Raw genomic sequence first — 13700 nt, 5'->3', positions numbered from 1 at the left:
GCGCGCGATGCGCTCACGACCTCACAGCATGCGGGTGTCGTAGCGACCGGGGGCGTACTGCTGGAGGGCCGTCCGGATCCGGCGGATCTCCTGGCGGCGGCCGAACCAGCCGCCGGTCGCGCCGATCGGGAAGATCAGGTGGCCGCCGTGGTGCGGGCGGAGCCGGTGCCACAGCGCGGAGCGCGGAGCGGTGCCTTCGGTGAACCACACGGCCACCGAGGCCCGCTTTCCGCTGCCCACCACGCCGACCCGCTGGACCTGGCTCCACGGGATCTCCCGGGTCAGGCCCATCCGCGAGACCAGCAGGCCGTCGCCGTTGATCTTCAAGCACAGGCTCGGCAGCACCGCCCTGGCCACCGACCAGGCCGCGCTGAGACCCAGCAGCAGCATGCCGATCTGGAAGATCATGAACCGGTCGCCGGAACCGAGGCCGTGGCGGAACAGCTCGTACGCCCCGAACATGATCGCCACGCAGACGACCGCGGAGAACAGCGCGCGGAAGCGTCCGGCGGTGGCGAACACCGGGCCCGGGTTGTCGCGGCGCACCTGCGGCTGCTGGGAGGTCTGCCGGGGCTGCGCGGGCACGATCTTGCCGCGCACCGGCTCGACCTCGGCCCGCGCCGGAGCGACCGGCGCCGGAGGTTGCGGTGCGGGCTGCGGCGGTGCCGGGGCCGGTGCTGCGGGCGCGGCCTGGGTGTAGGTGCGGGTCGCCGGGCGGGGCGCGGCGACCGGCTGGGGCGGGGGAGTGTCGGGCATCGGCGCGCTGGCCGTCTGCTGCAGCTGGGTGGCGTGCTGGGCGATCACATCGCTGATCGCCGGCGGCAGCCACTGGTTGCCGTGCGGGCTGGATTCGCCGATCTCGTCCAGCATCTGAGCGGGCGTCGGGCGGGCCGCCGGGTCCTTGGCCAGGCACGCGGCCAGCAGCGGGCGCAGCCCGTCCGGCACCTCGGACAGGTCCGGTTCGGCGTGGGCCACCCGGTAGAGCAGGGTGGCGGTGCTCTCCTCGCCGAACGGGCCGCGGCCGGTGGCGGCGAACACCAGCACCGCGCCGAGCGAGAAGATGTCGCTGGGCGGGCCGACCTCGGTGCCCAGGGTCTGCTCCGGGGAGAAGAAACCGGGCGTGCCCATGAACATGCCGGTCGCGGTCAGCGCGCTGCCGGTCATCGCCCGGGAGATGCCGAAGTCGATGACGCGCGGGCCGTCCGGCCCGAGCAGCACGTTGGCCGGTTTCAGGTCGCGGTGCACCAGCTCGGCGCGGTGGATCGCGATCAGCGCCTCGGCGAGCCCGGCCCCCAGGCCGCGCACCGTCGCCTCCGGCAGCGGGCCGTGGTCGGCCACCGCCTGGTGCAGCGTCGGGCCCGGCACGTACTCGGTGGCCAGCCAGGGCTGTTCGGCGTCCGGGTCGGCGTGCACCACGGCGGCGGTCCAGAACCCGCCGACCGAGCTCGCGGCCACCGCCTCGCGGCGGAACCGCTCCCGGAACTCCGGGTCCTCGGCCAGGTCGGGCCTGATCACCTTGACCGCCACGACCCGGCCGCCGCGCGAGCGGCCGAGGTAGACCCCGCCCATCGCCCCGCGCCCCAACCGGGCGAGCAGCCGGTAGTCGCCTACCCGGTGCGGGTCGCTGGCCAGCAACGGCTGCACGGGCTATCGGCCTCCTGTCCACGAGATCGCGAATTCGTCCGGTTCGAGCTTACGGCCTTTCTCCGAACTCGTTTTGCGTGGCGGTGCGGGTGGCGGAACCTCAGGCGCTCCCTGGCTGCGGGATCCCGTTCTTATGTATGTCCGATACACGGCGAACGGGCTGTCCTCGCCAGGAAGCGCCTGAGAACCCGCGGCGGTGCGAGCTGCGAGGGCGGGCTAAACGCCTCCGGCGTTTCAAAGAACAAACACCAGGCTCCGGCCTCGCTCTGCAGGCGTGTGCAGGCCCGCCGACCTGCCGATGTTCCAGCCGTTCGCGGCCGCTGGTAGAGCCGTGCCGCATTGCCGTCGGCCGTGCGGGCTGGTAATCGAATACTTGGCTTCGTTTCAAGCTTTTCCCGGCGTCGGTGTTGTGGGTATGATCCGGCGCACTGCGAGCCCGAGGAACGATCACCGCGATCGAGGGAGGCGCGCGTGTCGCCCACCGAGCAGCTCGACCCCGCCGTGGCGCTGCACGGCGTCGGCAAGTCGTTCCCCGGCGTGGTGGCGGTCTCCGACGTGTCGTTGCGCATCCCGCCCGGCGAGGTGCACGTGTTCGCCGGGGAGAACGGCGCGGGCAAGTCGACGCTGATGAAGCTGATCGCGCAGGTCGAACCGCCGAGCACCGGGCACGTCGAACTGGGCGGCGTGCGCGTCGAGCACCACGGGCCGGGCGCGGCGCGGCGGCTCGGCGTGTCGATGGTGCACCAGGAGTTCGCGCTGGCCCCGGACCTGTCGGTGGCCGAGAACCTGTTCATCGGCCACGAGCCCGGCCGGGCCGGCTGGATCTCCCGCTCCGCCGAGCGCCGCGCCGCGCGCGAGCTGCTCGCCGAGGTCGGGCTGGACATCGACCCCGGCCGCCGCGTCGGGCAGCTGTCCACAGCGGAGCAGCAGCGCGTCGAGCTGGCCAAAGCCCTTGCCGTGCAGGCGAAAGTGCTCATCCTGGACGAGCCGACCGCGACCCTGACCGAGGGCGAGACCGCGGAGCTGTTCGGCATCGTGCGCGGGCTGACCGCCAAGGGCATCGCGGTGCTCTACATCTCGCACCGGCTGGACGAGATCTTCGAGATCGGCGACCGGGTCACCGTGATGCGCGACGGCGCGGTGGTGGCCACCCGGCCGGTGGCCGAACTCGACGAAGCGCAACTGGTGCAGCTGATGGTCGGGCGCGACGTCGCCAACCTCTACCCGCGCACCTACAACGAGCCCGGCCCCGTGCGGCTGAGCGTCTCGGGGCTCACCCGCGGCGATGCCGTGCGCGATGTGTCCTTCGAGGTCCGGGCCGGGGAGATCGTCGGCCTGGCGGGCCTGGTCGGCGCCGGGCGCACCGAGCTGGCTCGCGCGGTGTTCGGCGCCGAGCTGCCCGACGCGGGCACCATCACCCTGGACGGCAAGCCCCTGCGCATCCGCGGGCCCGCCGACGCGATCGCCGCCGGGATCGGCTACCTGACCGAGAGCCGCAAGACTGACGGGCTCGCCCTGCAGCTGGGCGTGGACAAGAACATCACGCTGGCCAACCTGCCGATGCGCGCCGGGCTGATCGACCTGGCCGCCGAGCGCCGCATCGCCGAGCGGGAGCGCGACGGCCTGCGGATCCGGGTGCCGTGGGTGGGGCGGCCGGTGCGCCAGCTCTCCGGCGGCAACCAGCAGAAGGTGATCCTGGCCCGCTGGCTGGAGATCGGCGCGGACGTGCTGTTCTTCGACGAACCCGGCCGGGGCATGGACGTGGGCGCCAAGTCGGAGATGTTCCAGCAGATGGATTCGCTGGCGGCGCGCGGCGCGGCGGTGGTGCTCATCTCCAGCTACCTCCCGGAACTGCTGAACATGTGCGACCGGATCCTCGTCATGCGCGGTGGGCGGATCACCGGCGAGGTCGGTCGCGCGGAGTTCTCCGAGGAGCGCGTCGTGGCGCTCGCGACCGGTGCCCGAAACGTCGAGAACGGGGGCAAGCATGGCTGATCCGGCCACCGAACCGTCCACATCGGACCGCGGTCTGCTGGGTGCGCTGGGCGACCGCATGTCCGGCGCGGTCTCGCAGGTCGCGGCGGCGGGCGCGCTGATCGTCGTGTTCGTGGTGCTGTCGATCATCGCGCCGTCGTTCCTCACCGCCGACAACCTGTTCAACCTGGGCTCGCAGACCTCGGTGAACGCGGTGATGGCGGTCGGCGTGACGCTGGTGATCATCACCGGCGGCATCGACCTGTCGGTCGGCTCGGTGGCCGCGCTGTCCGGGGTGATCGGCGTGCTGCTGATGGCCGAGTACGGGTTCAACCCGCTGATCGGCATCCTCGGCGGCATCGCCGTCGGCGCGGTGGCCGGGCTGGTGAACGGGCTGCTGGTGTCGGTGGTGGGACTGCCGCCGTTCATCGCGACCCTCGGCATGCTCAGCGTCGGCCGCGGACTGGTGCTGATCGCCACCGGCGCGGTCGCGGTGTTCGGCGCACCGGAGTCGTTCCGGCTGCTCGGCCAGGGCGTCATCAACGCCATCCCGATCCCGGTGGTGCTGATCGCGGTGGTCGCGGTGCTCGGGCACCTGGTGCTGACCCGGACCAGGCTGGGCCGCTACGCCTACGTGATGGGCTCGAACATGGAGGCCGCGCGGCTGTCGGGCGTGCCGGTGAAGCGCTACACGACGCTGGTCTACGTGCTCTCCGGCGCGCTGGCCGGGCTCGGCGGCATGATCGCCGCGTCCCGGATCAATTCCGGTCAGCCGAACTTCGGCGAGGGCCTGGAGCTGGACGTGATCGCCGCTGTCGTCATCGGCGGCGCCAGCCTGTTCGGCGGCCGCGGCACCGTGCTGGGTTCGCTGATCGGCGCCTTCCTGGTCGCGGTCATCCGCAACGGCGCGGTCCAGCTCAACATCGGCACCTTCTACCAGAACGTGCTGATCGGCGTGATCATCTGGCTGGCGGTCTGGTGGGACCGATACCAGCGGCGCAAGCTCGGCGGCGACACCGCGTGAGCGGCAGGAGTCCGGCGATGAGCAAGGGAGCTCGGGGATGAAGAAGGTTCTGACCGCGGCGTGCGTGCTGGTCTCGGTGGCGGCGGCGGGCTGCAGCGTCGGGGTGCGCGAGCAGACCGGCGGCGGTGGCGAGCAGGGTGGGCCGATCAAGATCGCGGTGGTGCCGAAGGCGATCGGCTTCGACTTCTGGGAGAAGGTGCGGGTCGGCGCGGAGTGCGCGGGCGGCAAGCAGCAGGACGTCACCGTGCACTGGGACGGCGTGCACGCGGAGAGCGACGTCAGCGGCCAGCAGAGCCTGCTGCAGGACCTGCTCGCGCAAGGCGACGTCAGGGGCCTGGTCTACGCCGCGACGGACGCCAAGGCGCTGGCCGACGTCACCAAGTCCGCGCAGGGCCAGGGCACCACCGTGGTCAACATGGACTCCGGGACCTCGCCGCAGCCACCGGACGTCCCGGTGTACGCCACCAACAACGTGGCCGCCGCCGAGCAGGCCACCGACGTGCTGGCCGAGCAGCTCGGCGGGCGCGGCAAGGTGGCGTTCATCGAGTTCCAGGCGGGCACCAGCACCAACGAGACGCGCGGCGAGGGCTTCAAGCGCGGCATGGCCAAGCACCCGGGCCTGCAGCTGGTCGCCCAGCAGTCCAGCGACAGCGACTTCAACCGGGCGCTGCAGGTCACCCAGGACATCCTGACCGCGAACCCGGACCTCAACGGCATCTACGCGGCCAACGAGCCGAGCGTGCTCGGCGCGGCCGAAGCGGTCCGGCAGGCGGGCAAGGCGGGCCAGGTGAAGATCATCGGCTGGGACACCTCGGAGGGCGAGATCAAGGCCCTGCGCGACGGCGTGATCACCGGCCTGATCGCGCAGAACCCGTTCAAGATGGGCTACGCCGCGGTGAACGCGGCGGTGGCCGAGATCCGCGGCGAGCCGAACCCGGCGCCGGACACCGACACCGGTTCGACCCTGATCACCAAGGAGAACGTGGACAGCCCGGAGATCCAGAAGCTGCTCAACCCGTCCTGCGACAACCCGCCCGCCTGAGAAGCCTGTTGGTGGCTGGTCTGCGTGGCGGTGCGGGTGGCGGAACCTGAGTGCTTCCCTGGACTGCGGGTGCCCCTCCTGATGTATGCCCTATACACGGCGGAGGGGCCGTCCTCGCCCAGAGAGCCACCCAGTGGCGGGCCACCGTACCCGCGGCGGTGCAAGCTGCATGCGTACTCAAAGCGGCTGCCGCCGCTTACAAAGGCGCGGACGGCTTCGCCGACAGTGCTCTCAAAGGTGGTTCAGCCCCTAGCGGCCGGGACCAGGTCGTAGTCCGGCAGGTCGATGCCGTTGAACGCCCGGAGCATCTTGCGCTGCATCAGCGCCTTGCCGGGCAGGTGCGGCAGCAGCCGGATCATCTGGTACTGCATCCAGATGCCGAAGCGGCTGTTCGCGGCCGCGTGCTTGGCGTTGTCCGCGCCGAGCTGCTGGTTCAGCGTGACGAAGTCGCGCATCTTCGCCTCGTAGGCGGCGAACGCGGTGGCGTGGTCGTCGGCCGCGGCCAGCTCACCGGCCAGGACGTAGGCACCGACGAGGGCCAGCGTCGTTCCCTGGCCGGACATCGGTGACGAGCAGTACGCGGCGTCCCCGAGCAGCGCCACCCGGCCCGCCGACCAGGACGGCATGTGCACCTGGCTGCACGAATCGCAGTGGAAGTCCGGTGCGCCGTCCATCTGCTCCAGCAGCCACGGCACCTCCCACTTCGCCTGCCGCAAGCCCTCGCGCAGCAACGCTTTCTGCCCGGCCGGATCGCGGTGGTCGTGGTCGGCGCTGCTGCCCTGGATGCACAGCAGGGCCATCGCCTCGCGGTTGTCCCCGATGCCGCGGATCATCGCCCCGCGCTTCGGCTCGGCGTAGCTGAGCATCCAGTGGTCGAGCTCGAGGCGGTTGGGCACCGTGAAGAACGCGATCAGGAAGCCGAGATCGCGCACGTACCGCGATTCCGGCCCGAACACCAGCGAGCGGACTCCCGAGTGCAGCCCGTCCGCGCCGACCACCACGTCAAAGGATTCCGGCGGCCCGGAGGTGAAGGACGCGGTTATGCCGTCGCGGGTCTGCTCGACGCCGGTGATCGTCCGGCCGAACCGGTACTCGACGTCGTGCCGGGTGGCTTCGTGCAGCACGCCGGCCAGGTCACCGCGGAGGATCTCGATCTCGGCGACCATCCCGTCACCGCCGAAGGCGTCGGACCGCATCCGCGCCCGCTCCCGGTTGCGCTCGTCCACGTAGGACACACCGTTGGTGTCCGTGCACGCTGCGCGGATCTGCTCGTCGAGCCCCATCCGGCGCACGACCTCCTTGCCGACACCGCGGACGTCCACGGCCTGGCCGCCCGGCCGCAGCCGCGGTGCTTGCTCCACGACCGTCACCGAGAACCCGTACCGGTGCAGCCAGTGCGCGAGCGCAGGCCCGGCGATGCTCGCTCCGACGATCAACACGCGCTTGGTCATCTCATGCCTTCCATCCGGAGCACCGGCGGAACCGGGCTCGAAGCGGTGATGCGGACGACGGTACACACGTCTAAGACATTTGTACAAGACGGTTGTTCGAGCCCTGCTCTAAGCTGTCGGCATGGGAAATCGCGAGGACCTGCTCACCGCCGCGATGGAGTGCCTGCGCACCAAGGGCTACGCGCGGACCACGGCGCGGGACATCACGGAGATCGCCGGAACCAGCCTCGCCGCGATCGGATACCACTACGGCGGCATCCGGAACCTGCTCAACCAGGCGGTTTACGCCGCGATCGAGCAGTGGAGCGACCGCGAGCAGGCGAGGCTGCGGACCGATGCGCCCTCGGACGAGGCCTTCCTGGACCGCTTCGGCGCCGTCTGGGCGAGCACGATCGAGGGCTTCCAGGCGGACCGGGAGGTGTGGGCGGCATCGTTCGACCTGATGACGCAGGTCGACCACGTGCCCGAGATCCGGGACCAGCTGCGCCAGGGGATGCAGGCGGCGCGCACCGGCAACGTCGCGATGTTCGAGGGAGTGGACGAGGACACCGTCAGCGAGGAGCAGGCCAGAACGGTCGGCTCGCTGTACTACGCGATCCAGGCCGGTGTCGTGATCCAGTGGCTGATCGATCCCGACAGCGCGCCCAGCGCCGAGGACATCGTCGCCGGACTTCGCGCGATCGCGGCCAAGACCGCCGAGGAGGCATGACGGACCGGGGCGCGGGTGCACCGGCGGTGGCGGGGAGGTAGAACCGTCCGGTGGTCACCGCGATCCTCAACCCGCTGGTGCAGGAAGTCCTGGACCTGATCGGGATCTTCGCGTTCGCGCTCTCCGGTGCGCTGCTCGCCGTGCGCAAGCGCTTCGACGTCGTCGGCATCGTGGTGCTGGCCGAGGTGACCGCGCTGGGCGGCGGGGTGTTCCGGGACCTGGTGATCGGCGCGGTGCCGCCGGTGGCCTTCACCGACATCGCCTACTTCACCACGCCGCTGATCGCCTCGGTGGTGGTGTTCTTCTGGCATCCCCGGCTGGCCCGGATCCGCCGGTTCGTGCTGTTCTTCGACGCGATCGGGCTGGGCGTGTTCTGCGTGGCGGGCAGCATCAAGGCGCTGAACTTCGGCATGCACCCGCTGGCCGCGATCGCGCTCGGCGCCGCGACCGCGATCGGCGGCGGCGCCATCCGCGACGTGCTGGCCGGGGACGTCCCGGCGCTGCTGCACCCGGAGAGCGAGATCTACGCGGTGCCGGCGCTGCTGGGCAGCGGCCTGGTCGCCCTGCTGGCGGTCACCGGCGCGCTGACGCCGATCACCAGCGCCTTCGCGGCGCTGCTGGCGATCGTGGTGCGGCTGTTGGCCCTGCGCTTCGGCTGGCGCGCGCCGCTGGCCCGCGGCGGAGCGGCGCTATGAGCGCTGCTTGAGGACTTCCAGCGCCTTGTCGGCGTGCAGGCCCATGCGGAACTCGCTGCGGATCACCGCCAGCACCCGGCGCTGCTCGTCGATGACGAAGGTGTGCCGCTTGACCGGGATCGGCCCGAACCGGCGCTTGACGCCGAACTGCCGCGCGACCGCACCGTCGACATCGGACAGCAGCGGGAAGCCGAAGCCGTGCGCCGCGGCGAACTGCTGCTGCTTGCCGATCTGGTCGGCGCTGATCCCCACCGGCTGCGCGCCGAGCTCGCCGAACTCGGCGGCCAGATCCCGGAAGTGGCAGGCCTCCGCGGTGCACCCGGTGGTCATCGCGGCCGGGTAGAAGAACAGCACCACCGGCCCGCCGGCGACCAGCTCGGAGAGCTTCCGCTCCGCCCCGTCCTGATCCGGCAGGGCGAAATCGCCCACCACATCGCCTTCCCGCATCCTCGCTCCTCCCACGACAGAACCCGAGCTCCCAGAGTATGGCCTCGCAGCCGATCGTCGTCCGGGGTGTGTGCGAGGCTCGGGCGGGGCGATCCGCACCGGTCGTGCTCCCCACTGCTACCCGGGAAGGTCCATGCTCGTCCGCCGCGCTTACATCCCCGACAGCAAGCGTCCCGAGTCGTTCGGCAGGTGGCCCTACACCGTGCCGTGCGTCGCCGAGCTCGCCGAGCGCGGGCTGGTGTTCACCGCGCCCGTGACCATGCTGGTCGGTGAGAACGGCTCCGGGAAGTCCACGCTGGTCGAGGCGATCGCGGAGGGTTTCAAGCTCGACTCGCACGGCGGCCGGGCGGGGCGCAAGTACGTCAACGACCGGCCGAGGACTCCGCTCGGCGACGTCCTGGCGCTGGAGACGACCCCGGCCGGGAGCCGGATGATCACCGGACCGCGGTCTCGCCGCAAGGGGTTCTTCCTGCGGGCGGAGACCGCGTTCGGGATGATGAACGCGGTCAGCGGCCTCCACGGCTACTGGGCGGACGACACCTCGACCATGTCGCACGGCGAGGGTTTCCTGGCCGTGTTCGAGGCGATGTTCCGGGAACGCGGCTTCTACGTGATGGACGAGCCGGAGGCCGCGCTGTCCTTCGAGTCCTGCCTCAAGCTGGTCGGCCTGATGCACGAGCTGGCCCGCACCGGCGCGCAGGTGGTCTGCGCGACGCACTCACCGGTCCTGGCCGCCACGCCGGGCGCCGACATCGTCGAAGTGGGCGAGCACGGCATCCGCCGGGTGAAGTGGGAGGACCTCGGCCTCGTCGACCACTGGCGCCGCTACCTCACCGACCCCGCTCTCTACCTGCGCCACATCACCGGGTGACCCGGGCTCGCCCGATTCGTGCTGGGAGCAGCGGGTTTTCGCCCGAGCAGGGGTAGCGCTGCGGGTGGGGGACACCCGTTGGCCGTGCTCGTCCGGCGGGTGGTGGGGGACGGGGCGATCGTGGGCGCTGGACGACGGCGGGAGGTCGTGTCCGCCGGTGCCCCCGATCCCAGAGAGGAAATGCCGATGCGCTTCCGATTCTCCGCGGTGGCGTCGCTGGCCGCGCTCCTGCTGCTCCCGGCGGGAGGGGCGTTCTCCGCACAAGCCGATCAGGACGCCGCTGAGCCGCGGCAGACCGCTGTCCGCATCGTCAACGTGAGCTCGGGTCAGAAGCTGATCCCGACCGGGTACGGCGCGAACAAGGCGGACAACATCGTCGTCTGGGCGATCGCCGTCGAGGAAGCTCCCGGCGGGAAGCTGTGGCGGCTGCAGTTCCTGGACAACGGCTACTACCAGATCCGCAACGTCGACACGAACAAGTGCCTCGCGGTCGGCAACTACACCGCGCCCGACGGGCGGACCGCGGTCGTGCAGCAGGAGTGCAGCCAGGCGTTCAACCAGCAGTGGAACCTGCCGCCCGCGGGCAACGGGTACCGGATCGTCTCGCGCTCGGACGGTCGCGTCGTGACCCCGTTCAACACGGGCGCCAACTACTGGGCGGTCCTGGACCAGGATTCCGGAGCGCTGACCCAGCAGTGGAACTTCCCACCTGCCTGAGCGGCCGCGACATCGCACGCGCCGGACTCCGGCGCGGGGCGCGCGTGCTCCGCACGCTCGACTGATGTTCGGAGCGCATGCATTCATGCACGGACCGTGCGGTAATCTGAAGGCGTTTCGGGGGTCAGGGTCGGATCGGGGGGTTCGACCGCGCGGAGCCGGAGAAGCCTTGGGGGTCAGGGCCGGCTCCGCGTCGACCACCTTTCCCGCCATCGTGCGATCGGCGTGGTCTAGCGCACTGTTTACCGGTCAGTAACCGCCGTAGCTGGCATGATCGGCCGGACGTAGGGCAGCGCAGCCGGAAGCGGGAAGGATCGTGTGGTGACGAAGATCGAGCGCCTGGGAGTCATCGGCGGCGGGCAGATGGGCGGTGGCATCGCGGAGGTCGGTGCCCGGGCCGGTCTCGACGTGATCGTGTGCGAGGTCAGCGACGAAGCCGCTCGCGCCGGCCGCACCAGGCTGTGGAAGTCGCTGAACCGCGCGGTGCAGAACGGCAAGCTGACCGAGGCCGAGCGCGACGCCGCGCAGTCCCGCCTGCACTTCACCACGACGCTGGCCGACCTCGACGACCGCAACATGGTCATCGAGGCCATCGCCGAGGACGAGGAGCTCAAGACCAAGCTGTTCGCCGAGCTGGACAAGGTGGTGTCCGATCCGGACGCGATCCTGGCGTCGAACACCTCGTCCATCCCGATCGCCAAGCTGGCCGGCGCCACCAAGCGCCCGCAGCAGGTGCTCGGCGTGCACTTCTTCAACCCGGTCCCGGTGCTCAAGCTCGTCGAGCTGGTGCCCTCGCTGCTGACCTCCGAGGAGACGGTCGAGCGGGCCGCGGTGTTCGCCACCGAGCAGCTCGGCAAGGAGACCATCCGGGCCAAGGACCGCTCCGGGTTCGTCGTCAACGCCCTGCTGGTGCCCTACCTGCTGTCGGCGATCCGGATGGTCGAGGGCGGTTTCGCCACCGCCGAGGACGTGGACAAGGGCATGGTGCTGGGCTGCGCCCACCCGATGGGCCCGCTGCGCCTGTCGGACCTGGTCGGCCTGGACACCCTCAAGGCGATCGCGGACTCGATGCACGAGGAGTACGGCGACCCGAACTTCATCGCGCCGCCGCTGCTGCGCCGCATGGTCGAGGCGGGCCTGAAGGGCAAGAAGTCCGGCAAGGGCTTCTACGACTACAGCTGATCCCCGGCGGTGAAGGGTGTCTTCGGGCAAGTCGCTTGCCCGAAGACACCCTTCGTTCAGCTCGCTTCGCGCGACAGGAGCGTGCGGAGCTCTTCGACGATGCGGGCCGGATCGTCCTCCATCGGGAAGTGACCCGCGTTCGGGATCGCGGCGAGGGTTGCCGCCGGGATGTCCCGGGTGAGGCGGTCGGCGTAGGCCACCGGCTGCCAGCGGTCCTCGGCGCCCCAGATGACGTGCGTCGGGATGCGCAGGGTTTTCAGCAGCGGTGCCACCCGCTGGGTCGGCGTCGAGTCGTAGTGGCGGACCTGGTGCTCGAAGAAGGACGCCCGGCCGACCGGTGTCCGATGTGGACGCAAGTAGGCCTCCAGGGTTTCGCCGGTCATCCTGGCCGGATCGGCCACCGTCATCGTCAGCTGGCGGGTGAGCAGGGCTTCGAAGTCGTGCTGGGGCATCGCGGCGTGGTCGTCGAGGTGATCGCGGATGATCTCCCGCCAGGTGCTCGACGGCCACGAGTCGTAGCTGACCGAGTCGATCAGCGCCAGCCGCGCGACGCGATCCGGGTGCGCCGCGGTGAAGATCTGCGCCACCGCGCCGCCGATGTCGTGCGCGATCAGCGTGCAGCGCCGGATTCCCAGCCGCACCAACAGCTTCTCCAGCAAGTCGGCCTGCGCGGTGACCGAGGTGTCGCGGTCGACCGGGCGTTCCGAGGCGCCGTAGCCCAGCAGGTCGTAGACCAGGACCTCGTGGCCGTCGGCTTCGAAGGCCGGGGCCACGTCGCGCCAGATGTGGGAGTGCGACGGCGTTCCGTGCAGGAACACCAGCGTCTCGCCGGTGCTGCCGGCGGTGTGCCGGTGGGCCAGCCGGACGCCGTCGACGAGGATGTCCTCGGTGAGGATCATGCGGCTTCCTCCACGGTGATGACGAGCTTGCCGAAGAAGTTCTTGGCGGTGAAGGCGCGCTGCGCTTCGCGGAGTTCGCGCAGCGGGTGCGTGCCTGCCAGCAGCGGGGTCAGCTCGCCGCGCTCGATGTGGCCGATCAGCTGGGCGAAGTCCTCGTGGGTGCCGAAGGAGGAACCGATCAGCTGCAGCTGCCGCAGGTAGACGGTGCGCAGGTCGGTCTCCACCAGCGGCCCGGCGATGCCGCCCGCGACCACGTAGCGGCCGAGCGGGGCGAGCATGCGCAGCAGCTGCGGGAACGCCGGGCCCGCGACCACGTCGGCCACGACGTCGACCGCCCCGGCTTCCGCGCGAACCGCCGCGTGCAGGTCCGGCGAGTTGCGGTCGACCGTCGCGTGCGCGCCGAGCTGCAGCGCCTGCTCGCGCTTCGCGGCGCTGGTCACGGCGATCACCCGCGCGCCGCGCGAGGTCGCGAGCTGGATCAGCGCTGAGCCGACGCCACCGGACGCTCCGGTGACCACCACGGTCTCCCCGTCGTGGACGCTCGCTCGGTTGAGCATGCGCATCGCGGTTGCGTAGGCCGTGGGGAAGGTCGCGAGTTCGGCATCGCTGAGCGGGCTTTCGATCGCGTGGGCGTTGCCGGCGGGGACGGTGGTGTGCTCGGCGAACCCGCCGTCGCGTTCGCTGCCCAGGTACTCGGTGTCGACCAGCTCGCGTTCGCCGCCGGTGTAGAGCATCGGGTCGACGATCACCCGTTCGCCGAGCCGCGAACTCGGCACGCCCGGCCCCACCTGGTCGATGCGGCCGACCACGTCGGCGCCCTGGATGCGCGGGAACGCCAGCGGCTCGCGCCGCCAGCCCGCGGTGTCCGCCGGGTCGTCCGGTGTGCCGTAGGCGCCTTCGCGGGTCCAGATGTCGGTGTTGTTGATGGCCGTCGCCGCGACCCTGATCCGGACTTCGCCCGGTCCGGCCTGCGGCGCGGGCACGTCTTCGCGGTACTCCAGCTTCTCCGGTCCGCCGAAGCCGGTGAGCAGCACTGCGCGCATGT

At 70.9% G+C, this 13700-nt stretch carries 13 protein-coding genes; 8 read left to right on the top strand and 5 right to left on the bottom strand.

Going from position 1 to position 13700, the window contains the following annotated elements:
* Positions 1 to 21: 21 nt before the first annotated feature.
* Positions 22 to 1644, bottom strand: a complete 1623-nt coding sequence (locus ATL45_RS02660; RefSeq protein ID WP_093157547.1) for a serine/threonine-protein kinase — start codon at positions 1642 to 1644, stop codon at positions 22 to 24.
* Between the two features lie 471 nt (positions 1645 to 2115).
* Here ATL45_RS02660 and ATL45_RS02655 point away from each other — a divergent pair, with 471 nt between their 5' ends.
* From ATL45_RS02655 to ATL45_RS02645, 3 genes are read left to right on the top strand one after another with little or no spacing between them, the layout of a single operon-like run.
* On the top strand, positions 2116 to 3639 hold the full coding sequence (locus ATL45_RS02655) for a sugar ABC transporter ATP-binding protein (RefSeq protein ID WP_093157548.1): 1524 nt from the start codon (positions 2116 to 2118) through the stop codon (positions 3637 to 3639).
* A complete protein-coding gene (locus ATL45_RS02650) occupies positions 3632 to 4642 on the top strand; it encodes an ABC transporter permease (protein ID WP_093157550.1) in 1011 nt (336 codons plus the stop codon). Before ATL45_RS02655 ends, ATL45_RS02650 begins: the two co-directional genes overlap by 8 nt.
* 37 nt (positions 4643 to 4679) lie before the next feature.
* Entirely contained in the window at positions 4680 to 5684 is a 1005-nt protein-coding gene (locus ATL45_RS02645) for a sugar ABC transporter substrate-binding protein (protein ID WP_093157551.1), read from the top strand.
* A gap of 242 nt (positions 5685 to 5926) precedes the next feature.
* Here the strand turns inward: ATL45_RS02645 and ATL45_RS02640 are convergent, their stop codons facing one another.
* A complete protein-coding gene (locus tag ATL45_RS02640) occupies positions 5927 to 7135 on the bottom strand; it encodes an FAD-dependent monooxygenase (RefSeq protein WP_093157553.1) in 1209 nt (402 codons plus the stop codon).
* Positions 7136 to 7256: 121 nt separating this feature from the next.
* Here ATL45_RS02640 and ATL45_RS02635 point away from each other — a divergent pair, with 121 nt between their 5' ends.
* The gene (locus ATL45_RS02635) at positions 7257 to 7844 is read left to right on the top strand and encodes a TetR/AcrR family transcriptional regulator (RefSeq protein WP_093157554.1); all 588 of its coding nucleotides are present in this window, start codon (positions 7257 to 7259) and stop codon (positions 7842 to 7844) included.
* Positions 7845 to 7894: 50 nt separating this feature from the next.
* Entirely contained in the window at positions 7895 to 8539 is a 645-nt protein-coding gene (locus tag ATL45_RS02630; protein ID WP_093157556.1) for a trimeric intracellular cation channel family protein, read from the top strand.
* Here the strand turns inward: ATL45_RS02630 and ATL45_RS02625 are convergent.
* Positions 8534 to 8986, bottom strand: coding sequence for a peroxiredoxin (locus ATL45_RS02625; protein WP_093157557.1), 453 nt, complete (start codon positions 8984 to 8986; stop codon positions 8534 to 8536). The genes ATL45_RS02630 and ATL45_RS02625 overlap by 6 nt on opposite strands.
* Before the next feature lie 133 nt (positions 8987 to 9119).
* Between ATL45_RS02625 and ATL45_RS02620 the strand changes: the two genes are divergently transcribed.
* The 3 genes from ATL45_RS02620 (at position 9120) to ATL45_RS02610 (ending at position 11756) form a co-directional block, all read left to right on the top strand.
* Positions 9120 to 9857, top strand: a complete 738-nt coding sequence (locus ATL45_RS02620) for an AAA family ATPase (protein ID WP_093157559.1) — start codon at positions 9120 to 9122, stop codon at positions 9855 to 9857.
* A 186-nt stretch (positions 9858 to 10043) separates the two neighbouring features.
* Positions 10044 to 10574 carry an RICIN domain-containing protein gene (locus ATL45_RS02615; RefSeq protein WP_170210146.1) on the top strand — a complete coding sequence of 177 codons (531 nt, stop codon included), beginning with the start codon at positions 10044 to 10046 and terminating at the stop codon, positions 10572 to 10574.
* A 321-nt stretch (positions 10575 to 10895) separates the two neighbouring features.
* Entirely contained in the window at positions 10896 to 11756 is an 861-nt protein-coding gene (locus ATL45_RS02610) for a 3-hydroxybutyryl-CoA dehydrogenase (protein ID WP_093157562.1), read from the top strand.
* A gap of 56 nt (positions 11757 to 11812) precedes the next feature.
* On the opposite strand, the gene ATL45_RS02605 is transcribed toward ATL45_RS02610, so the two are convergent.
* Positions 11813 to 12655 (bottom strand): alpha/beta fold hydrolase, encoded by an 843-nt coding sequence (locus ATL45_RS02605; protein ID WP_093157563.1) that lies wholly within the window; start codon positions 12653 to 12655, stop codon positions 11813 to 11815.
* Complete coding sequence (locus tag ATL45_RS02600) at positions 12652 to 13698, bottom strand: alcohol dehydrogenase family protein (protein ID WP_093157564.1); 1047 nt, start codon at positions 13696 to 13698, stop codon at positions 12652 to 12654. The genes ATL45_RS02605 and ATL45_RS02600 overlap by 4 nt, the downstream gene beginning before the upstream one ends.
* Positions 13699 to 13700: the final 2 nt, after the last annotated feature.

Source organism: Saccharopolyspora antimicrobica (assembly GCF_003635025.1).
GTDB lineage: Bacteria > Actinomycetota > Actinomycetes > Mycobacteriales > Pseudonocardiaceae > Saccharopolyspora > Saccharopolyspora antimicrobica.
This window is presented reverse-complemented; position numbering and strand designations above follow the sequence as displayed.